Source organism: Klebsiella sp., assembly GCF_027492335.1.
Lineage (GTDB): Bacteria > Pseudomonadota > Gammaproteobacteria > Enterobacterales > Enterobacteriaceae > Klebsiella > Klebsiella huaxiensis.
Map to the genome: position 1 here is coordinate 74595 of NZ_JAPUEW010000068.1, position 22633 is coordinate 97227.

Here is a 22633-nt window from a genome sequence, read left to right on the forward strand (position 1 = left end):
GCAAGCAGAAGAATGTACCCGGTTTCATTTTCGTGAACAGTATCAAATTTGCGCACATAGCGGCTGTTTTACGTCGGCTGCAAAGCAGGCTCGCAAACGTTTGCTTTCCCTGTTAGAATTGCGCCGTTTTTTATTGCTACCGCAAACGCGTGGAGACTTCGCAGTGACCGATAAAACCTCTCTCAGCTATAAAGATGCCGGCGTAGATATTGATGCAGGCAACGCTCTCGTCGACCGTATTAAGGGCGTGGTAAAGAAAACCCGTCGCCCGGAAGTGATGGGTGGACTGGGCGGATTCGGCGCACTGTGCGCATTGCCGCAGAAGTACCGCGAGCCGGTTCTGGTTTCTGGTACAGACGGCGTCGGCACCAAGCTGCGTCTGGCGATGGATCTAAAGCGTCACGACACCATCGGTATCGATCTGGTCGCCATGTGCGTGAATGACCTGGTCGTTCAGGGTGCTGAGCCGCTGTTCTTCCTGGATTACTACGCAACCGGGAAACTGGATGTGGATACCGCAGCCAGCGTGATCAGCGGTATCGCCGAAGGTTGCTTACAGTCCGGCTGCGCGCTGGTCGGCGGCGAAACGGCGGAAATGCCGGGTATGTATCATGGCGAAGATTACGACGTGGCGGGTTTCTGCGTCGGCGTGGTAGAAAAATCAGAAATTATCGACGGCAGCAAAGTAGCTGATGGCGATGTGCTGGTGGCTCTGGCCTCCAGTGGCCCGCACTCTAACGGTTACTCTCTGGTGCGTAAAATTATCGAAGTGAGCGGCGTTGACCCGCAAACTACCGATCTCAACGGTAAGTCGTTGGCGGATCACCTGCTGGCCCCGACCCGCATCTATGTGAAATCCATTCTCGACCTGATTGCTAACGTTGACGTTCACGCCATCGCCCACCTGACTGGCGGCGGTTTCTGGGAAAATATCCCGCGCGTCCTGCCGGACAACACTCAGGCAGTCATCGATGAGTCTTCATGGCAGTGGCCGGAAGTGTTCAACTGGCTGCAAACTGCCGGTAACGTCAGCAGCCATGAGATGTATCGTACCTTTAACTGCGGCGTGGGCATGGTTATCGCCCTCCCTGCTGAAGCTGCGGACAAAGCCATCGCCTTCCTGAATGAGAAAGGTGAAAAGGCGTGGAAAATGGGTTATATCAAAGCCTCTGATTCCGAACAGCGTGTGGTCATTGAATGAAAAACATCGTGGTGCTGATTTCCGGCAACGGCAGTAATCTGCAGGCCATTATTGACGCCTGCGCCCGGAAAAAAATCAACGGCACCCTGCGAGCAGTCTTCAGCAACAAGGCCGATGCGTTCGGCCTTGAGCGCGCGCGCGAGGCCAATATTCCGGCTCATGCGCTCACCGCCAGCGAGTTCGCTAATCGTGAAGCTTTCGATCGCGAACTGATGCACGAGATTGACGCTTATGCGCCGGATCTAGTGGTACTGGCCGGCTATATGCGCATTCTCAGCCCGGCGTTTGTCGCTCACTATCATGGGCGCCTGCTGAATATCCACCCTTCCCTGCTGCCAAAATATCCGGGCCTGCACACTCATCGCCAGGCGCTGGAAAATGGCGACGAGGAACATGGGACATCGGTGCATTTCGTCACCGACGAGCTGGATGGCGGGCCGGTAATACTTCAGGCGAAGGTACCCGTTTTCGCCGAAGATACCGAAGATGAGATCACCGCTCGCGTCCAGGCTCAGGAGCACGATATCTATCCGCTGGTGGTCAGTTGGTTTGTCGATGGTCGCCTGCGTACCGATGGCAAAGAAGCCTGGCTCGACAAAATAAAGCTACCGCCCCAGGGCTACGCCGCTGAAGAATAACCCATCGCCCTGCGTTTTATCCATGCGGGGCTTTTTTTTGATTAAAATCGTTTAACAATCAATCATGTCGAAGAAATAGTTCTTCTTACTGTCATATTGTTGTGACACAGTGAATCGCTATGCGGAAAATTTCGTCATAATAGTCTATGTCCTGTGAGTAAAACGGAGTGTGAGTTGTAATGGGCCAGGAAAAGCTATACATCGAAAAAGAACTCAGTTGGTTGTCCTTTAACGAGCGCGTACTTCAGGAAGCGGCGGACAAAAGCAATCCGCTGATTGAACGCATGCGTTTTTTAGGAATTTACTCCAACAACCTCGATGAATTTTATAAAGTGCGGTTTGCCGAGCTTAAGCGCCGCATCATCATCAGTGAAGAGCAAGGCAGTACCGCCCACTCTCGTCACCTGCTAGGCAAAATCCAGGCTCGTGTACTAAAGGCCGATCAGGAATTTGATGGTCTGTATAACGAGCTGCTGCTGGAAATGGCGCGTAACCAGATTTTTCTGATTAACGAACGTCAACTCTCCGTCAACCAGCAGTCCTGGCTGCGAAATTACTTCAAGCTCTATCTTCGCCAGCACATTTCGCCGATCCTGATTAATCGTGAAACGGATTTGGTGCAATTTCTGAAAGATGATTACACCTATCTGGCGGTAGAGATCATCCGCGGGGATACTATCAATTACGCGCTGTTGGAAATTCCGTCAGATAAGGTTCCCCGTTTTGTGAACCTGCCGCCGGAAGCGCCTCGACGCCGCAAGCCAATGATTTTGCTGGATAACATTCTGCGCTACTGCCTGGATGATATCTTTAAAGGCTTCTTCGATTACGACGCGCTGAATGCCTACTCGATGAAAATGACCCGTGATGCCGAATATGATTTGGTGCACGAGATGGAATCGAGCCTGATGGAACTGATGTCCTCCAGTCTGAAGCAGCGCCTGACCGCAGAACCGGTACGTTTTGTCTATCAGCGCGATATGCCTGACGCAATGGTCGAAATGCTGCGCGATAAGCTGTCTATCTCCAACTACGACTCCATGCTGCCTGGTGGACGCTACCACAATTTTAAAGACTTTATCGGCTTCCCAAATGTTGGCAAAGCCAATCTGGTCAACAAGCCGATGCCGCGCCTGCGTCATTTGTGGTTCGATAAGTTCCGCAACGGATTTGACGCGATTCGCGAACGCGACGTGCTGCTCTATTATCCGTACCACACCTTTGAGCACGTGCTCGAACTGTTGCGTCAGGCCTCTTTCGATCCGAACGTGCTGGCTATCAAAATCAATATCTACCGCGTGGCTAAAGACTCACGGATTATTGATTCCATGATCCATGCCGCTCACAACGGCAAGAAAGTCACCGTAGTAGTAGAACTGCAGGCGCGTTTCGACGAAGCGGCCAATATTCATTGGGCCAAACGTCTGACCGAAGCCGGCGTGCACGTTATCTTCTCCGCGCCGGGGCTGAAGATTCACGCCAAACTGTTCCTCGTATCCCGTAAAGAGGGTGATGAAGTCGTCCGTTATGCGCATATCGGTACCGGCAACTTCAACGAAAAAACCGCGCGTCTTTACACCGACTATTCATTACTGACCGCCGATGCGCGCATCACCAATGAAGTCCGCCGGGTGTTTAACTTTATCGAAAACCCATACCGCCCGGTCAGCTTCGACTATCTGCTGGTATCGCCGCAGAACTCGCGCCGTCTGCTTTATGAAATGATCGATCGCGAAATCGCCAATGCGCAGAATGGCCAGCCTTCCGGTATTGCCCTGAAGCTGAATAACCTGGTTGATAAAGGCCTGGTAGACCGTCTCTACGCGGCCTCAAGCTCCGGTGTCCCGGTTAATTTGCTGATTCGCGGCATGTGCTCGCTGATTCCCGGTCTGGAAGGGATCAGTGATAATATTCGCGTGATCAGCATCGTGGACCGTTTCCTTGAGCACGACCGGGTCTATAGCTTCGAAAACGGCGGCGATAAACAGGTTTGGCTATCGTCCGCAGACTGGATGACGCGCAATATTGACTATCGTATCGAAGTCGCCGCGCCGCTGCTGGATCCAAGACTAAAACAGCGCGTGCTGGATATTTTCGATATCCTGTTCAACGATACGGTAAAAGCACGCTATCTTGATAAAGAACTGAGTAATCGCTACGTGCCGCGCGGCAACCGCCGTAAAGTTCGCGCACAGATGGCGATATACGACTATCTCAAATCACTTGAACAGCCCGATTAACCTATGCCAATAAACGAAAAAGCCCCTCGGCCGCAGGAGTTTGCTGCGGTCGACCTTGGTTCGAACAGTTTTCATATGGTGATCGCCCGTGTCGTTGACGGGGCAATGCAGATCATCGGTCGCCTTAAACAGCGGGTGCATCTGGCCGATGGTCTGGATGAAAACTCTGTGCTGAGCGAAGAGGCCATTACGCGCGGGCTGAACTGCCTGTCGCTATTTGCTGAACGCCTGCAGGGTTTTTCCCCCTCCAGCGTCTGCATCGTCGGGACGCACACGTTACGCCAGGCAGTAAACGCAGCTGAGTTCCTCAAGCGCGCAGAAAAGGTTATCCCCTATCCGATAGAGATAATCCCTGGCAACGAAGAAGCGCGCCTGATTTTTATGGGTGTTGAGCACACGCAGCCAGAGCGAGGCCGTAAACTGGTTATTGATATCGGCGGCGGCTCTACCGAGCTGGTTATTGGCGAGGATTTCGAACCTCGCCTGGTGGAAAGCCGTCGCATGGGATGTGTGAGCTTTTCCCAGGTCTATTTCCCTGGCGGTATTATCAGCAAAGAGAATTTCCAGCGCGCGCGCCTGTCGGCAGTACAGAAACTGGAAACGCTGGCCTGGCAGTTCCGCATTCAGGGCTGGAACGTCGCCCTCGGTGCCTCCGGCACCATTAAAGCTGCTCATGAAGTGCTGGTCGCTATGGGCGAGAAAGATGGCTTTATTACCCCTGAACGCCTCGAAATGCTGGTCGAAGAGCTGCTGAAATATAAAAATTTCGACTCTCTTAGCCTGCCGGGACTTTCTGAAGACCGAAAAGCCGTTTTCGCGCCAGGCCTGGCTATTCTCTGCGGCGTGTTCGATGCGCTGGCGATTAAGGAACTGCGCCTGTCCGACGGTGCACTGCGCGAAGGCGTCCTGTACGAAATGGAAGGACGTTTCCGCCATCAGGATATTCGTAGCCGTACCGCGCAAAGTCTGGCTAACCAGTACAATATCGACCGCGAACAAGCGCGTCGGGTGCTGGAGACAACCACGCATATGTTTGAGCAGTGGCAGGAGCAGAACCCTAAGCTTGCCAACCCACATCTCGCGGCGCTACTGAAGTGGGCAACCATGCTACACGAAGTCGGCTTAAACATTAACCATAGCGGCATGCATCGTCACTCGGCTTATATCCTGCAAAACAGCGACCTGCCGGGCTTTAATCAGGAACAGCAAATGCTGATGGCGACGTTAGTTCGTTATCACCGTAAAGCGATCAAGCTGGATGATTTGCCACGTTTTACACTGTTTAAGAAAAAGCAGTTTCTGCCGCTGATCCAGCTCCTGCGCCTCGGCGTGCTGCTGAATAATCAGCGTCAGGCGACGACAACGCCGCCGACCTTAACGCTGAAGACCGAAGCTAACCACTGGACGCTTGTTTTCCCCCATGACTGGTTCAGTCAAAATGCGCTGGTGCTGCTCGATCTGGAAAAAGAGCAGGAGTACTGGGAAGGCGTTCCGGACTGGTGGCTGAAGATTAGCGAAGAAGAACAGCCTGATATAGCGCCTTAATCCACCTCATATGGGCCGGACTGATCGGCCCATTCAATGATGTTCAACCATCGGCAAGTCGCTCAAGTGGTGCGGGTTTACCGATATCGTAGCCCTGCATATAATCGATTCCCAGCGAAATCACCGCCTGGCGAATTTCCGCCGTTTCAACATATTCCGCCACCACCTGCATATTTTTCATTCGTGCCAGAAGACAAATGGATGCGACAGCCTGATAGTCCAGGCTGCTGGTCAGCAGATTACGAATAAAGCTACCGTCTATTTTCAGCAGATCAGCATTCATTGTTTTTAGCCGCGCATAGCTGGCATAACCGGTACCAAAGTCATCAATGGCCACGCGACACCCCATATCCTGCAAGTGCGCCAGGGTTTGCCGCGCCTGCTCAGGATTGGTCAGCGAATGGTTCTCGGTCAACTCAAAAATAATCTGCCAGGGTTCGATGTCATAACGTTCCAGCAGCGCTTTTACCTGATGATGAAAATGGCTATTACTCACTGAAAAGGGCGAGATATTAATCGCCAGGCGCATCCCCGGCAGCTTCTTGCGCTGCTTGTCCATAAAGATGAGCGTATGCTCCAGAACCCAGCTATCAATGCGCGCAGAGAGGCCAAACTCATACGCTACCGGTAAAAAAACGTCCGGCATGATTATCTTATCGCTGTCATCCAGCATTCGGAGTAAGACTTCATGATAACTATCACCACGAATGCCAACGATCGGTTGCGCCATCAGAAGGAATCTATCCTGTTCCAACGCCTTCACCAGCTGGTTCATTATCGTGACTTTGTCTTTCAACTCTTGCTGCAAATTGATAGCACCGCGGCGCTGCAAGTTTTCCGGACTCCCGGTCGCCAACGAAAGGTCGGCAACGCTATTGAGCTCGCCAAGCAGTAAATGCAGATGAACCACCGGGGAGCGAACGTTGCAATAGCTAAACCCCACCGGGGGCTGCAGTGGCATACCATTCCAGACAAAACGAAACTTTTTGAGATGCTCATACAACAGGGGAATTCGCTGCTGGTGGTCTTCACTGTTGAGGCGGACCACCAGCTCATGCCCGGCCATCTGATAGACATCCTCCCCCGGCATCAAAAACCCGCCAAGTGACTCTGCCAGCTGCTGCTTGTATTGAATACGCAACAGAACGCCATAATGGCGGCCTAATATTTCCAGCTCAGGAATACGTAAGAGGCACAGCACTGACCAGGATGAATGATTCAACGCGCGGCTCAACGCGCGCAAATTGGGCAAGTGAACAACCGGGTCGAGAAAGGCCATTCGGCGCACGCGAGCGTAGATAGCCCTCTGCTGAGTCGCCAACATTGCCATGTAGGCGATAATAAAAGAGAAAACCAGATAGCTAGAGGAGGTAATAGCCAGTTGATTGTTATAAATCGGAGAAAGCGGTAAGTATTGATAATGAAAATGAATTATAACAATCAAAACCGGCGGCCAAATCAATGATATGAAACGATAACCAAAGCGCATCGCTCCCCATAAAATGACTGGCATAAGTAATGACAACGTATAGTTTGTGCTAAAAATAGTACTAGAACTGTTCAATGGCATTAATAGTAAGATTAGTAATACTAACAATGCTGCTGCCCATAAAATGATCTCAAGGCATTTTATTTTCGGATCAATTTGCAGGCGAACCTGAGAAATAAATCCACGGATATAGAGTGGATTTCGGATAATTCGAATCAAAAAATAGCATAACGGTATACCGGTCAAACACCCCACCATCAATGCCTGAAAAGCGATTAACGTACGTAAACTAAAGGGATTTACGCCCAACAGCCCCGTGGCACGAGGATGAATACCAAGGTATTCGGCAAGTTGAGAGAGAACCAGAAAAATCAGCGATGGTAGCAGCATTTGCCAGAACAATCGGTGAGGCATCAGTCCGACGTTACCGTGAGAGATTTGCTGCCTGCGCGGCACAAAAATACGATAACCTCCCCAACACAGCACCGCTGGAATAAGGAAATGGAAAATAACGCCAACGGAATCTTCCGCCGTCATGCCGTACGTAATGGAAAGTAGCAGGCCGAGCACGATCCCCGGCAACGCAGCCCAGCCAAAAAAAAGCATCAGGCTAAGCACTAATCCCAGAGGCAAATAGTAAAGAAAAACGTCATTGCCATTCAGCACAGCAACGGTATTGGCCCATCTTGATACAGGAAGCAAAAACGTGGGTAAGACGAGCGGTAATGCCCACCATTTATCCCGATATTGCCTGTAAAGTTTAATTAATCTCATAGATGCTCAACGATAACCCTAAATCCTGCAGGGTATATTCAGGCAGGCATCCGACCAACCATCATAATCGCGCCAAAAATAATAACGCAGAACTGGCTGGAGATTTTAGTTATCAGTGAGAACAGGCGATTGATATAAATCAAAAAATCACGCAGCAAATATTAATAAATCTTATTTTTTAGCACTCAAACGCCATAAACAGAAAGCATGTAAATACGACAATCATCTTATATAACATTAATTAATGTTTTGACCGTCGGATTTTTACATCCGCATCAATTGACCCCACCGCTTTCCTGTGCCTTAATACGCATATCGCCCGCCCTGCGGGTATACTTCAAGGAACCTTTTGTGAGTCAGGCACCCAGTATGCGTAAACGACATCGATTTAACCGTCGCATGACCCGTATCGTACTGCTAATCAGCTTTATCTTCTTTTTTGGACGTTTTGTCTACTCCTCTATCGGCGCCTGGCATCATCATCAGGACAAGAAACAATCGCAACAATCGACCATCACCGTTGAGCCGTCAGCCCCAACGGACGCACCCGTACGAAAATAAGCGCACGCGGTACCCAACTATCTGTTGCCCACTTGATGTAGTAAACGCAGCATCTCAGCAATTCCCTTGCTGATGACTTTATCTTGCCGCATAACCACACCTAACTGACGATGCAGCAGCGGGGTCAACGATTGAACTTTTAAGCCGACGCGATCCTGTGGATGCTCTACCGCCATTCGCGGCACGATACTGAACCCCAGCCCCGCGCGCACCATGCGTTTAATCGCCTCAATGCTGCCTAACTGCATCACTGGCACGACCATCAGTCCATTTGTGCGAAACCAGCCGTCAATCAGATCCCGGGTTCCACTCCCCACTTCAAAAGCAATTAGTGGCAAGGATTGCAGAATCTCTGGTGTCAGACGCGATGGCAACTCGTCCTGTCCATCGCTGAAAATACACACAAACTCTTCATCTAAAACCGGCGTCACCGCCAGACTGCGCCCGTTTGCCGGCAGCGTACACAGTCCCAGGTCAAGCCGGTTCTCCTCAATAGCACGGACCACCTCCAGAGTATTGCCGACCGTGACCCTAACCGTCAGCAGAGGATGATCTTGATGCAGCTTCTGCAGTAGCGGAGGTAAAAGGTGGATACAGGCAGTTGCTCCGGAGCCAAGCGATATTGATCCACTGATTTCACGGCTAAATTCACTAACTGATTGCACCGCCGCGCTTACCGCCAGTTCAATCTTCTCGCTGTGCGCCAGCAAGGCAATTCCGGCCGCCGTCGCTTTAATACCACGCCCGGTTCGTTCAATCAATCGCGTCTGTAGAAACTGCTCCAGCTGACGCACCTGCAGGCTTACCGCGGGCTGCGATAATCCCAGCACGTCAGCAGCGGCGGAGAAGCTCCCACGCTGTACCACCAGACGAAAAGTCGCCAGATTTCCCAGATTGAGCATCATCATCACAAAGTTTCTCTTATAGGGGTCATAAACGAACTGGCCTGCCTGCACAATGGCTTGCAGGGTATGCTGCCGACAACAGCGTAACAGAATGGAAGATGATGAAAACACCTGAAAAATCACTCTCCGCACCAGGCTTTGTCACCCTTGCCGCCGGATGCAATCAACTGATCAACTGGGGGATATCGTTTTATATGCCCGGGACTTTCGCCAGAGCTATTGCCCAGGACACCAACTGGGCCGCAACGCAAATCTACCTGGGCCTGACTATTGCGATGTTGATGATGGCGCTAACCTCTCCGTTTATCGCCCGACTACTGGCCCACTTTGGCGGCCAACGGGTGGTTATCTCCGGCACGTTGATGATCTCAACGGGTTGCCTCATCATGGCAAATATTCACGGCTTGACGAGCTGGTTCGCCGCCTGGATATTGACAGGTATCGGCATGCGACTGGCGCTGTACGAGACGATGTTCTCTGCGCTGGTGAATCTTTACGGACAGCGTGCCAGGCTAACTATCTCACGCGTGACTCTGGCCGGAGGATTGGCCTCGGCTATTTTCTGGCCATGCGGAACATGGCTACTGACGCAGATGGACTGGCGGCATGCTCTGCAGATCTACGCCCTTTTTGGTCTGGTTAGTGCCGTGTTGTTGTGGACTATGCCGAATCATAAACTCCCCTCGCCAATACGGAAAAAACCACACAATCCGATTTCCCGCCACGATCGGCGCCCAGCTCTGCTGTATGCAGCACTGATTGCGCTGGTCACCTTTGTCTCCAACGGCACATCGACGCATCTGCCGGAGTTTATTGCCAACTACGGACTTCCTGTTGCAGTGGGAATGCTCTGGGGGATTGGGCAAACCGGCGCTCGCTTTCTTGAACTGGCATCCGGTTCAGCATTAACGCCATTGAGGCTAACACTATTGACCACCATGCTGATGCCGCTCTGCTTTGTGCTTGGCCTGAGTGGGCCTTATTTGTCCTGGGCGGCCGGTGGGTTCGTACTGGGCTATGGCGCAATCAACGGTTTGACAACCATATTTAAAGCAACGCTGCCGTTACAACTTTTTGCCGTCGAAGATTACGCCCATCGCACTGGCATTCTGTTAATTCCCGCGCAACTGTTAGCAGCCGTATCGCCTTTTGCCTATGCGTGGCTTAATCATCATCTTGGGATTCAGGGAAGCCTGGCGGTTTCCGCTACACTAACGTTGATAGTGGTAGGGTTGGCAGTATCGATTGCATTCAACCAACATATAAAATTACCGCTAACGGCTGGCAAGCGATCGTAAACAGCGAGGATAAAAAACCCTCTTTTCAAAGAGGGTTTTAGTCAGCAAAAATTTAGCTATTACGAGGAGAAATCATTCCCACTCAATGGTCGCTGGCGGCTTACCGCTGATGTCATACACCACGCGGGAAATACCGTCGACTTCGTTGATGATGCGGTTGGAGACGCGACCAAGGAAATCGTACGGCAGATGCGCCCAGTGCGCGGTCATAAAGTCGATGGTTTCGACAGCACGCAGGGAAACCACCCAGTCGTACTTACGGCCATCGCCCATGACGCCGACGGAGCGAACCGGCAGGAAGACGGTGAACGCCTGGCTCACTTTGTTGTACAAGTCAGCTTTGTGCAACTCTTCGATGAAGATGGCATCAGCGCGACGCAGCAGGTCGCAGTACTCTTTCTTCACTTCGCCCAGCACGCGCACGCCGAGGCCCGGTCCCGGGAACGGGTGGCGATACAGCATGTCGTACGGCAGACCCAGTTCGAGACCAATCTTACGTACTTCATCTTTGAACAGCTCACGCAGCGGTTCAACGAGGCCCATCTTCATCTCTTTCGGCAAGCCGCCCACATTGTGGTGAGATTTAATGACGTGTGCTTTACCGGTTGCAGATGCCGCAGACTCAATGACGTCAGGGTAGATAGTCCCTTGCGCCAGCCATTTGACATCTTCCAGCTTCAGCGCTTCTTCATCAAACACTTCAACAAAGACGCGGCCGATGATTTTACGTTTTGCTTCCGGGTCATTTTCACCTTTCAGCGCGCTCAGGAAACGCTCTTCACCTTCAACGTGAACGATGTTCAGGCCGAAACGATCGCCGAACATGTCCATTACCTGCTGAGCTTCATTCAGGCGCAGCAGGCCGTTATCAACGAATACGCAGGTCAGATTTTTACCAATCGCGCGATGCAGCAGCATCGCGGTAACAGAAGAATCTACGCCGCCGGACAGGCCGAGGATCACTTTATCGTCGCCAACCTGCTGACGAATGCGCTCAATGGCATCGTCGATAATTTTAGCTGGCGTCCACAGCGCTTCACACTGGCAGATCTCAAGCACAAAGCGCTCAAGCATACGCAAACCCTGACGGGTATGAGTGACTTCCGGGTGGAACTGCACGCCGTAGAAACGCTTCTCTTCGTTAGCCATAATGGCAAACGGGCAGGTTTCGGTGCTGGCAACGGTGACGAAGTCAGACGGGATGGCGGTCACTTTATCACCATGGCTCATCCAGACGTCCAGCATAGCTTTGCCGTCTGCGCTCAGCGCATCTTCAATGCCGTGGATCAGCGCGCTATCGGTCTGAACTTCAACCTGCGCATAGCCAAATTCGCGCTCATTAGAGGCTTCAACGTGGCCGCCCAGCTGCATCGCCATGGTCTGCATGCCATAGCACACGCCAAATACCGGTACGCCAGCTTCAAACACATACTGCGGCGCGCGCGGACTGTTATTTTCAGTGGTACTTTCCGGGCCGCCGGAAAGAATAATGCCGTTAGGGTTGAACTCACGAATTTGAGCTTCAGTGACGTCCCATGCCCACAGTTCGCAATAGACACCTAATTCACGAACGCGACGCGCCACCAGTTGGGTGTACTGAGAACCGAAGTCCAGAATAAGAATACGATGTTTATGAATGTTATCCGTCATTGACGATAATTCCGAGGCAAGTGAAACAGGTTAAATAAATCGCCCGGCGCATGGCCGGGCGAAGAAAATCAGGAGCCCATGCGGTAATTAGGCGATTCCTTGGTGATCGTCACGTCGTGAACGTGACTCTCCTGGATGCCCGCGCCGCTGATGCGCACGAATTCCGCTTTGGTCCGTAGGGTGTCGATGGTACCACAACCGGTCAGCCCCATACAGGAGCGCAAGCCGCCCATCTGCTGGTGAATGATCTCTTTCAGGCGACCTTTATAAGCGACGCGACCTTCGATACCTTCCGGTACTAGTTTGTCGGCGGCGTTATCGGTCTGGAAGTAGCGGTCAGAAGAGCCTTTGGACATCGCACCGAGGGAACCCATACCGCGGTAAGATTTGTAAGAACGCCCCTGATAGAGTTCGATCTCGCCCGGAGACTCTTCGGTACCGGCCAACATGGAGCCAACCATTACGGCAGCTGCGCCTGCAGCAATCGCTTTGGCAATATCGCCAGAGAAACGAATACCACCGTCGGCAATAACCGGAATACCGGTGCCTTCCAGCGCTTCAACCGCGTCAGAAACGGCGGTAATCTGCGGAACGCCCACGCCGGTCACGATACGAGTCGTACAGATGGAACCTGGGCCGATACCCACTTTGACCGCGCTGCAGCCCGCTTCCGCCAGGGCACGTGCGCCCGCGCCGGTAGCCACGTTACCGCCGATGATTTGCAGGTCAGGATATTTGGCTCGCGTATCACGGATACGCTGCAGCACGCCTTCAGAATGACCATGGGAAGAGTCGATCAGCAGAATGTCAACGCCCGCAGCAACCAGCGCATCAACACGCTCTTCGTTGCCTGCCCCCGCACCAACCGCCGCGCCTACGCGCAGGCGACCATGCTCATCTTTACAGGAGTTTGGCTTACGTTCTGCTTTCTGGAAGTCTTTAACGGTGATCATGCCGCGCAGATGGAAGCTGTCGTCAACAACCAGCGCTTTCTCAACACGTTTTTCGTGCATTTTGGCAAGCACTACTTCGCGGGTTTCACCTTCACGCACGGTGACCAGGCGCTCTTTCGGCGTCATATAAACGCTGACTGGCTGGTTCATATCAGTAACGAAACGCACGTCACGACCAGTGATGATACCGACCAATTCATTGTCTTCAGTCACGACCGGATAACCGGCAAAACCGTTACGTTCGGTCAGCTCTTTAACTTCACGCAGGGTGGTTGTCGGCAGGACAGTCTGCGGGTCGGAAACCACACCGGATTCATGTTTTTTCACGCGCTTAACTTCTTCAGCCTGGCGCTCAATGGACATGTTTTTATGAATAAAGCCGATGCCACCTTCCTGTGCCAGGGCAATCGCCAGACGCGCTTCAGTCACGGTATCCATTGCAGCGGAAAGCATAGGAATGTTCAGACGAATGGTTTTCGTCAGTTGAGTGCTGAGATCGGCGGTATTTGGCAAAACGGTTGAATGTGCTGGAACGAGGAGGACGTCGTCAAACGTCAGGGCTTCTTTAGCGATACGTAGCATGGGCAATATCTCGACCTGGGTGGATAAATATTGCCGTGGCATTATACAGAGCGTAACCGATTGCATCTACCCTTTTTTGCAAATAATACTTGCGATCCCCTCTCAGCAGGTTACTATCGACTGAATAACCTGCTGATTTAGAATTTGATCTTGCTCACATGTTGCCATCTCAATCCCCCTCAATTTACACGGTTAGCCGCCTGAATCAGTCGGTTCGTTTGCTGCTGGAACGTGAAATGGGTCAGGTATGGATTAGCGGCGAGATTTCAAATTTCAGCCAGCCTTCATCCGGACATTGGTACTTCACCTTAAAAGACGATAACGCCCAGGTGCGCTGCGCGATGTTCCGCAACAGTAACCGCCGCGTGACCTTCCGCCCGCAGCACGGGCAACAGGTGCTGGTACGCGCCAACATCACGCTTTACGAGCCGCGCGGCGATTACCAGATTATCGTTGAGAGTATGCAACCGGCGGGTGAAGGTCTGCTTCAGCAGAAGTATGAACAGCTTAAGGCCACATTGGCTGCGGAAGGGCTGTTCGATCAGCGGCACAAACAAGCGCTTCCCTCCCCTGCGCACTGCGTGGGAGTTATTACCTCTAAAACCGGGGCCGCGCTGCACGATATTTTACAGGTGCTCAAGCGCCGCGATCCCTCCCTGCCGGTCATTATCTATCCGACCGCCGTTCAGGGCGAAGACGCTCCGGGGCAGATCGTTCGCGCGATTGAACTGGCCAACGCGCGTCATGAATGCGACGTGCTGATTGTTGGGCGCGGCGGCGGTTCGCTGGAAGATTTATGGAGCTTTAACGACGAACGAGTAGCGCGCGCGATTTTTGCCAGCCCTATTCCAATCGTCAGCGCCGTGGGTCACGAAACCGACGTGACTATCGCCGATTTTGTCGCCGACCTGCGCGCGCCAACGCCTTCCGCTGCCGCAGAGATTGTCAGCCGCAATCAGCAGGAACTGCTGCGCCAGCTGCAGTCCGGTCAGCAGCGTCTGGAGATGGCGATGGACTACTTCCTGGCCAATCGCCACCGTCGCTTCACCCAGATTTTTCACCGTCTGCAGCAGCAGCATCCTCAGCTGCGGCTGGCGCGTCAGCAAACGGAACTGGAGAGATTACGTCAGCGGATGCGTTTCGCTCTTGAGACGCAGATAAAACGTGCAGATCAGCGCCAACAGCGCGCTACGCAGCGTCTGAGTCAACAAAACCCGCAGCCGCGTATTCACCGCGCCCAGAGCCGTATTCAACAACTGGAATTCCGGCTGGCGGAAAACATCCGCGCCCGGCTTGGCGAGCAGCGCGAACGCTTCGGCAATATGGTGACGCATCTGGAAGCCGTCAGCCCGCTGGCGACACTTGCCCGCGGCTATAGCGTGACGTCCGCCAGCGACGGCAAAGTCCTGAAACAAACCAGGCAGGTACGTGAAGGGGATTTACTTACTACCCGCCTGAACGACGGCTGGGTAGAGAGCGAGGTAAAAACGGTGACGCCCGTGAAGAAAACCCGGGCGAAGAAGAAGTAACGTCGGTTATTCGGTTTCCACCCACTCCACGCGTTTTTTCGAAATCAGCCCATGTCCGTTCTGGCAGAAGTAATCCACCGCGCCGCAGGCCTTTAAAACATCCAGCGGTTTGTGGCAGTCCGGGCAGCGTGCTTCCACAATAAAATCTTTAGCACAACGATCGCAGTGGGCGCTATTAGCCTGAATATCAAGCTGCGCGTGGCAGACGGGGCAATCAAATTCCATAGTGACTCCTGACGACGTTTATATTTTGTTATTTTATCACGTTTGCAGCGAGTGGGGGCCGAGAAGCAGCTGTTGCAACTGGATAATCATTAATGACAAACAGGCTATTCATCCATCACCGAGTTTCGTTTTATTCACCCTGCATGCTGAATCGCGATTGAGAAAACGCATCATAAATTTTCTCATTGGTAAACGGCGCAAAGGTGGCCCGTTTAGCGGCGGCAACCAGCGCGGCACAATATTGTTTGTTACCTTCGCTTGTTGTGATGCTATTCAGTTGTCCATCGTAGCTAAAACTCACGTGTATCCTGCATTTTTTGCCCGTCCATCCGTAGCGATCGGGTAGCTGGGACTCTATAGACTCTTTAATCGCCCTCGCCTGCCTGCCATACTCATCTTTGTCAGTGAAACGCCCAGAACTGCAGTCCCCAAGCGCTGTTGTTTTATGGCAATCCGAAGGATGAAGCGGCGCACAGCCGCTGGTAAAGATGACCAAAATACCTATTATTATCTTTTTCATATCCCTGTTCCCATTCCTTTAAACGATTCCCCATAAAACGTATTCTTCTTATCTAAAAGGAACACCCCTACTTTGAATGCTACCCGGCTGGTTTGGCGATGGCACCTCTACGGAAGACGGCCCCGGCCTGAAGTTAATGGTAATGATGTTATTCCTGGAGGGCTTCCCTTTAACATATCGCCATTTGTTCATGGCTGCCCTGACCTCGTTATCAAACATTCCGGAAGGGTCAACACTTAACAATTGAATGTTAGTGACGAGGCCATTATCGTCTACATCAAATTGCGCCTTAACCTGACCTGAGATTCCTTTTTTCTCAGCTTTAGCGGGATAAACAGGCTTAATTCGAGGTTCAATAGGTTGTGATTCAGCGGCATACGCGATTGGGGTAATAAACAGCATCAGGATAGCTAAAATTTTTTTCATTTTGACCTCATTGTCATAGAAGCATTAACCCTCACTGATTTTTCTCATATTTATACAACTACCTCAAGCAGGTTTACCTTATTGTGGTTAATTGGCGATCGCGCTAAATAAAAAAGCCCAACAGATGTGGGCTTTGGAGTCTTTATTCAGGCAAATAGCTTATTTGCTTTTCTTGATATGTTTGATGAGACGCTTACGCTTACGCATCTGGTTCGGCGTCAGGGTATTACGTTTATTAGCAAACGGGTTTTCCCCTTCTTTGAACTGAATACGAATCGGCGTACCCATCACTTCCAGCGATTTGCGGAAGTAGTTCATCAGGTAGCGCTTGTAAGAATCCGGCAGATCTTTCACCTGGTTACCATGGATAACCACGATTGGCGGATTATAGCCACCGGCGTGAGCATATTTCAGCTTCACGCGACGGCCTCGCACCAGCGGCGGCTGGTGATCTTCGGCAGCCATGGTCATGATGCGAGTCAGCATGGCGGTACCCACGCGACGGGTTGCGCTGTCGTAGGCTTCACGTACGGATTCAAACAGATTACCTACGCCGCTGCCGTGCAGTGCGGAGATAAAGTGCACGCGGGCGAAGTCGATAAAGCCCAGACGGAAGTCCAGGGTCTCTTTCACTTGCTCTTTTACTTCCTGACTCAGGCCGTCCCATTTATTGACGACAATCACCAGCGAGCGGCCGCTGTTGAGGATAAAGCCCAGCAGAGACAGGTCCTGATCGGAAATACCTTCCCGTGCATCAATCACCAGCAGCACGACGTTAGCATCTTCAATAGCCTGTAGCGTTTTAATCACCGAGAACTTCTCTACGACATCGGTAATTTTTCCGCGCTTACGTACGCCCGCGGTATCAATCAGCACATATTCACGCTCATCGCGCTGCATCGGGATATAGATACTGTCGCGAGTGGTACCGGGCATATCGTAGACCACCACGCGGTCTTCACCCAGAATACGGTTGGTGAGCGTTGACTTACCGACGTTCGGACGTCCTACAATCGCCAGCTTGATTGGCAGATCCTGCGGGTTAAAGTCATCTTCCGGCTCTTCAACTTCTTCGCCATTCTGCTCGGCTTCAAACTGCGCCCAGTATGCCGCGTCTTCGTCAACTTCTTCCGGCGGGTTCACTTCGTCAACCCACGGCAGCAGCACGTGCTCCAGCAGGCTGGTAACGCCACGACCGTGCGAAGCGGCAATCGGGTAAATCTCACCCAAACCCAACGACCAGAAATCAGCAACTGCCTGATCGGCATCGATACCGTCAGTTTTGTTCGCCACCAGGAAGGTCGGTTTTTCGCGAGAGCGCAGATGCTTGGCGATTGCTGAATCCGCAGGCATCAAGCCCGCGCGCGCATCGACCATAAACAGCACCACGTCCGCTTCTTCAATCGCCAGCAGCGACTGTTCCGCCATCCGCGTTTCTACGCCATCTTCGGTACCGTCGATCCCGCCTGTATCAATACAGATAAATTCACGACCTTCTACTTCAGCACGACCGTACTTACGGTCACGAGTCAGCCCCGGAAAATCCGCGACCAACGCATCACGAGTGCGCGTTAAACGGTTGAAAAGCGTGGATTTTCCAACATTAGGGCGCCCGACAAGCGCGACCACAGGTATCATGTTAAATGCCTCTTACAAAAATCGATACAACGTCGCTTTTCACGACGTTTCTAAAAAAGTCAAAACGGCCCCTGTCTGCCAGGGGCCGTTTCTCAAAAACAAACTACCGCTGTACTTAACGCGTAACTGCGTACAGCGTGCCGTCTTTGGCCTGAATCAGCAGTTTACCGTCAGCAACTACCGGGTCGGTCAGGAAGCCGGAGCTATCCATTTTCTGCTGGGCCACAAAGTGACCATCTTCCGGGTTGAGCCAGTGCATATAGCCTTCGCTATCGCCGACGACCAGATTTCCATTATACAACACCGGCGCAGTTAACAGGCGATGCAGTAGATCGCTTTGCGTCCACAGCGTCACGCCACCGTCAGTGGTCAGCGCCAGCACACGGTCATTCTGGTCAACCAGGTAAATACGGTTGCCGTCAACAATGAAATCGTTCACTGAACCCAGCTCGCGTTTCCACATAATCTGGCCGCTACGCAGATCCAGCGCCGTCAGGTTGCCGTTATAGGCCAGCGCATAAATTACGCCGTTAACGATAACCGGAGTTGTATCGACGTCGTTAAGGCGGTCGATTTCAGTCGGGCCGGTCGCGGTAGAGATACGCTGCTGCCAAATCATCTGGCCCTGCTGCATTAGCACCGCGCTTACGCGACCGTTGTCACCACCAACAACGGCAGCACCGTAGGCGGTAGCGGGAGCGGATTCACCACGCAGGGAGAGCGCTGGCATATCAAGGTTGACGGTCCATTTTACTGCACCATCAGCCTCGTTCAGAGCCTGCAACTGACCGTTGGTCGTATGAATCAGAACCATGCCGTCGCTCACCACCGGACGAGAAATGGCTTCACCCGCCACGCTCGCTTCCCACGCGACGGTGCCATCGCTGGTATTCAGCGCAAAGACTTTGGCTTTTTCACTACCGATATAAACATGACCGCCGGAAACGGTCACGCCGCCGGAAAGCAGTGCAGGCGCGCGGGAGAACCAGCCGTCTTTCTCTGCCAGGTTAACCGACCATACTTCTTTACCGTCACCTGAATTCAGAGCTTTAACAGTGCCTTTCCGATCGGCGGCATAGACAACGCCATCGGCAAACGCCGGGTGAAGATTAGAGTAAAATTCGCCGATACCGCCGCCAACTGAGGTGCTCCAGGACGTGGACGGCGTAAACTGGTTTTCCACCGTCGGCAATGGTGACATTTTCACCACATCTTCTTCGCTATTAAACAGCGAACAACCGCTCAATAAAGTAACGGAAAGCAGCCCTGGCAAAAGTAATTTACGCAATTGCATCGAGTCCCTCTCAGATGGACAAATTATTTATTTTCATACGCATCATTTCGCTGAGCGCCGGTGAAGCATCACTTTTCTCGCCCGCTTCCCAGGCCGCTTTAGCCCCTTGCTTATCGCCTTTACTCAGCAGGATCTCACCGCGCAAATCAGCAACAATTGAGGTCCAACCTTCGCCTTTAACGGCATCAAGGGTTTTTAACGCGGCATCAGGCTGTTTCAGCTGCAGCTGAACGCGAGCAAGACGCATATTGATAACCGATTTCAGATTATCATCAGAAGCGGCTGTCAGCCCCTGCTGAAGCTGCTTTTCAGCGTTCTGCAGGTCGTTCTTATCGACAAACTGCTGCGCCAGCTCAAGAGACGCAAACGCACCGTAAGTGTTTTTACTGTCAGCGGCAAATTTCTGCGCCGCGTTCAGTGCTTCTGGCTTATCCGATTTAAGCGCGGAAATCGCATTCTCATAGGCCAGAGACGAACCTCTGGCAGTGTCTAACTGATGGGATGTCCAGTAGCGCCAGCCAACCAGTGCGCCAACGCCCAAAACCACTCCGACGGCCAACGCTTTGCCATTTTCGGCAAAGAAACGCTTCAGCGCATCGACCTGATCGTTTTCGTTATCGTAAGTTTCCACGCAGTCCTTCTCCTGACTAATGATTCCCGGGAGATTAACCCAGAAGTGTGCGCAAATGCGCGGCAACGCTATCCTGCGTTACGGTAGTTTGCTCACCTGAGCGTAAATCTTTCACTACCACGTTTCCGTCAGCGACTTCTGACTCACCCACCACCAGAGCAATACGAGCGCCCCATTTATCCGCACGGGCAAACTGCTTCTTGAAGTTGCCGCCGCCGTGGTTGGTCATCAGCTTAACGCCGGGTAACGCATCACGAACCTGTTCAGCCAGACGCATAGCAGCAAACTGGGTTTCGGTTCCGGAGGCTACCAGGTATATATCGACAACAGGATCTGCTTTAAATTCCGGATTCACTGCCTGGACCAGTAAAACCAGACGTTCCAGCCCCATAGCAAAACCAACACCAGGGGTTGCACGGCCACCAAGTTGCTCAACCAGACCATCATAACGGCCCCCGGCACAAACAGTGCCCTGTGAGCCAAGGCTGGTCGTTACCCACTCAAACACAGTGCGGTTGTAATAGTCGAGACCACGCACCAGGCGCTGGTTCACGGTATAGCTGATACCGGCGGCATCCAGCAGAGCGCACAACCCGGCGAAGTGCTCTTTAGACTCTTCGTCAAGATAGTCACCAAGCGCTGGCGCGTCGTTCAGCAGCGCCTGTACGTCCGGGTTTTTGGAATCCAGTACGCGCAGCGGGTTGGTGTACATGCGGCGTTTACAGTCTTCATCAAGCTTATCTTTAAACTGCTCAAGGTAAGCCACCAGCGCATCGCGATAGTTGGCGCGCGCCTCCAGCGAACCGATGGAGTTCAGCTCCAGCGCAACATGGCTGGAGATACCCAGCTCACGCCACCAGCGAGCGGTCAGCATAATCAGTTCGGCATCAATATCCGGCCCCTGCAGGCCGAACGCTTCCGCGCCAATCTGGTGGAACTGGCGATAGCGCCCTTTTTGCGGACGCTCATGGCGGAACATCGGCCCGATGTACCACAGGCGCTGTTCTTGATTGTACAGGAGACCATGCTCGATACCGGCGCGTACGCAGCCAGCCGTGCCTTCCGGACGCAGCGTCAGGCTATCGCCATTACGGTCCTCAAAGGTGTACATCTCTTTTTCAACCACGTCGGTGACTTCACCGATCGCGCGTTTGAATAACGGGGTCTGCTCTACAATCGGCATACGGATTTCGCTGTAACCGTAGCTACCGAGCACCTGCTTCAGTGTGCCTTCAATGCGCTGCCAGAGAGCGGTTTCGCCCGGCAGATAATCGTTCATGCCGCGGATGGCTTGAATGTTCTTTGCCACGTTTATTCTCTTTATATATACAAAAATGAACCCCGGCGCCTCGCGCCCGCAGGTTCAATCATACACGGGAAGCGTATCGCTTCCCAACACGTTATTTTGCTTCAACCTGTTGAATATCGATACGACGTGCTTCATCAAGCATCGATGCTTTGGCACGGATACGCGCTTCCAACTGATCGATCATATCGTCGTTATCCAGCCTGTCTTTACGTACGCCATCTTCGTACAGGCCACTTTTCTTATTGCCACCGGTTACGCCGAGCGTAGATACCAGCGCCTCACCAGGACCGTTTACCACGCAGCCAATGATCGAAATATCCATCGGCGTAATGATATCTTCCAGACGCTGCTCCAGCGCATTAACAGTGCCGATAACGTCGAACTCCTGACGCGAACAGGTTGGGCAAGCAATGAAGTTAATGCCGCGCGCGCGAATACGCAGAGATTTCAGAATGTCGAATCCGACTTTGATCTCTTCAACCGGATCTGCTGCCAGCGAAACGCGCAGGGTGTCGCCAATGCCTTCATTAAGCAGCAAACCGAGGCCAATAGCTGATTTCACCGCACCGCTGCGGGCGCCACCGGCTTCGGTGATCCCCAGGTGCAGGGGCTGATCGATCTGCTTCGCCAGCAGACGATAGGATTCAACCGCCAGGAATACATCGGAAGCTTTTACGCTGACTTTGAACTGATCAAAGTTCAGGCGATCGAGATGATCGACATGACGCATGGCAGATTCCAGCAGCGCCTGTGGCGTCGGTTCACCATATTTTTCCTGGAGATCTTTCTCCAGAGAACCGGCGTTCACCCCGATACGAATGGGAATATTTTTATCGCGAGCGCAATCTACGACCATGCGTATACGCTCTTCATTACCGATATTACCTGGGTTAATACGCAGGCAATCGACGCCGTATTCCGCAACCTTCAGCGCAATACGGTAATCAAAGTGGATATCGGCAACCAGCGGGACATTAACCTGCTGTTTGATAAGTTTGAATGCTTCAGCCGCGTCCATTGTCGGCACGGAAACGCGGACAATGTCTGCGCCAACGCGTTCTAACGCTTTAATTTGATTGACTGTCGCCGCCACGTCAGTGGTGCGAGTGTTGGTCATCGACTGTACGGCGATAGGTGCACCATCGCCAATCGGCACATTCCCAACGTAAATTCGTTTAGATTTTCTACGTTGAATCGGAGCCTGATTATGCATGAAAAATCTCCC

Annotated in this window: 18 protein-coding genes and 1 pseudogene; 7 read left to right on the forward strand and 12 right to left on the reverse strand. The window is 52.4% G+C overall.

Annotated features, from left to right (window positions below; translation table 11 throughout):
• Positions 1–163 precede the first annotated feature (163 nt).
• The 4 genes from purM to ppx all read left to right on the forward strand — a co-directional run bounded on the left by purM (position 164) and on the right by ppx (position 5624).
• Positions 164–1201 carry a phosphoribosylformylglycinamidine cyclo-ligase gene (gene purM / locus QVF11_RS20750; protein WP_112215485.1) on the forward strand — a complete coding sequence of 346 codons (1038 nt, stop codon included), beginning with the start codon at positions 164–166 and terminating at the stop codon, positions 1199–1201.
• On the forward strand, positions 1198–1839 hold the full coding sequence (purN, locus tag QVF11_RS20755) for a phosphoribosylglycinamide formyltransferase (protein ID WP_112215484.1): 642 nt from the start codon (positions 1198–1200) through the stop codon (positions 1837–1839). The genes purM and purN overlap by 4 nt, the downstream gene beginning before the upstream one ends.
• 179 nt (positions 1840–2018) lie before the next feature.
• Positions 2019–4079: a polyphosphate kinase 1 gene (ppk1, locus tag QVF11_RS20760; RefSeq protein WP_112215483.1), complete on the forward strand. Its 2061-nt coding sequence runs from the start codon at positions 2019–2021 to the stop codon at positions 4077–4079.
• Between the two features lie 3 nt (positions 4080–4082).
• Complete coding sequence (ppx, locus tag QVF11_RS20765) at positions 4083–5624, forward strand: exopolyphosphatase (RefSeq protein ID WP_112215482.1); 1542 nt, start codon at positions 4083–4085, stop codon at positions 5622–5624.
• Between the two features lie 43 nt (positions 5625–5667).
• Here ppx and QVF11_RS20770 read toward each other — a convergent pair whose 3' ends face one another.
• Positions 5668–7887, reverse strand: coding sequence for an EAL domain-containing protein (locus QVF11_RS20770; protein WP_112215481.1), 2220 nt, complete (start codon positions 7885–7887; stop codon positions 5668–5670).
• A 369-nt stretch (positions 7888–8256) separates the two neighbouring features.
• On the opposite strand from QVF11_RS20770, the gene QVF11_RS20775 reads away from it, so the two are divergent.
• Positions 8257–8448: a YfgG family protein gene (locus QVF11_RS20775; RefSeq protein WP_287859042.1), complete on the forward strand. Its 192-nt coding sequence runs from the start codon at positions 8257–8259 to the stop codon at positions 8446–8448.
• Between the two features lie 17 nt (positions 8449–8465).
• Here the strand turns inward: QVF11_RS20775 and QVF11_RS20780 are convergent.
• Positions 8466–9382 (reverse strand): annotated as a pseudogene (locus tag QVF11_RS20780) (LysR family transcriptional regulator).
• A 72-nt stretch (positions 9383–9454) separates the two neighbouring features.
• Between QVF11_RS20780 and QVF11_RS20785 the strand changes: the two are divergent.
• Entirely contained in the window at positions 9455–10651 is a 1197-nt protein-coding gene (locus QVF11_RS20785; protein ID WP_287859046.1) for an MFS transporter, read from the forward strand.
• Between the two features lie 72 nt (positions 10652–10723).
• Here QVF11_RS20785 and guaA read toward each other — a convergent pair whose 3' ends face one another.
• Together guaA and guaB are read right to left on the reverse strand one after the other, a co-directional pair.
• The gene (gene guaA / locus QVF11_RS20790; RefSeq protein ID WP_112215478.1) at positions 10724–12301 is read right to left on the reverse strand and encodes a glutamine-hydrolyzing GMP synthase; all 1578 of its coding nucleotides are present in this window, start codon (positions 12299–12301) and stop codon (positions 10724–10726) included.
• A 68-nt stretch (positions 12302–12369) separates the two neighbouring features.
• Entirely contained in the window at positions 12370–13836 is a 1467-nt protein-coding gene (gene guaB / locus QVF11_RS20795; RefSeq protein WP_110272117.1) for an IMP dehydrogenase, read from the reverse strand.
• A 158-nt stretch (positions 13837–13994) separates the two neighbouring features.
• Here guaB and xseA point away from each other — a divergent pair, with 158 nt between their 5' ends.
• A complete protein-coding gene (gene xseA, locus QVF11_RS20800; RefSeq protein WP_142462707.1) occupies positions 13995–15365 on the forward strand; it encodes an exodeoxyribonuclease VII large subunit in 1371 nt (456 codons plus the stop codon).
• A 6-nt stretch (positions 15366–15371) separates the two neighbouring features.
• Here xseA and QVF11_RS20805 read toward each other — a convergent pair whose 3' ends face one another.
• From QVF11_RS20805 to ispG, 8 genes are all read right to left on the reverse strand, one after another.
• Positions 15372–15590 carry a zinc ribbon domain-containing protein gene (locus QVF11_RS20805; RefSeq protein WP_287858972.1) on the reverse strand — a complete coding sequence of 73 codons (219 nt, stop codon included), beginning with the start codon at positions 15588–15590 and terminating at the stop codon, positions 15372–15374.
• A gap of 130 nt (positions 15591–15720) precedes the next feature.
• A complete protein-coding gene (locus QVF11_RS20810) occupies positions 15721–16110 on the reverse strand; it encodes a cell envelope integrity TolA family protein (RefSeq protein WP_287858973.1) in 390 nt (129 codons plus the stop codon).
• A 48-nt stretch (positions 16111–16158) separates the two neighbouring features.
• Positions 16159–16536 carry a TonB family protein gene (locus QVF11_RS20815; RefSeq protein WP_287858974.1) on the reverse strand — a complete coding sequence of 126 codons (378 nt, stop codon included), beginning with the start codon at positions 16534–16536 and terminating at the stop codon, positions 16159–16161.
• A 159-nt stretch (positions 16537–16695) separates the two neighbouring features.
• The gene (gene der, locus QVF11_RS20820) at positions 16696–18174 is read right to left on the reverse strand and encodes a ribosome biogenesis GTPase Der (protein ID WP_112215473.1); all 1479 of its coding nucleotides are present in this window, start codon (positions 18172–18174) and stop codon (positions 16696–16698) included.
• Between the two features lie 115 nt (positions 18175–18289).
• Positions 18290–19468, reverse strand: coding sequence for an outer membrane protein assembly factor BamB (bamB, locus tag QVF11_RS20825; protein WP_110272112.1), 1179 nt, complete (start codon positions 19466–19468; stop codon positions 18290–18292).
• Positions 19469–19478: 10 nt separating this feature from the next.
• A complete protein-coding gene (locus tag QVF11_RS20830) occupies positions 19479–20099 on the reverse strand; it encodes a YfgM family protein (RefSeq protein WP_112215472.1) in 621 nt (206 codons plus the stop codon).
• A gap of 34 nt (positions 20100–20133) precedes the next feature.
• The gene (gene hisS, locus QVF11_RS20835) at positions 20134–21408 is read right to left on the reverse strand and encodes a histidine--tRNA ligase (protein ID WP_142513074.1); all 1275 of its coding nucleotides are present in this window, start codon (positions 21406–21408) and stop codon (positions 20134–20136) included.
• Positions 21409–21499: 91 nt separating this feature from the next.
• The gene (ispG, locus tag QVF11_RS20840; RefSeq protein WP_142513075.1) at positions 21500–22621 is read right to left on the reverse strand and encodes a flavodoxin-dependent (E)-4-hydroxy-3-methylbut-2-enyl-diphosphate synthase; all 1122 of its coding nucleotides are present in this window, start codon (positions 22619–22621) and stop codon (positions 21500–21502) included.
• Positions 22622–22633 lie beyond the last annotated feature (12 nt).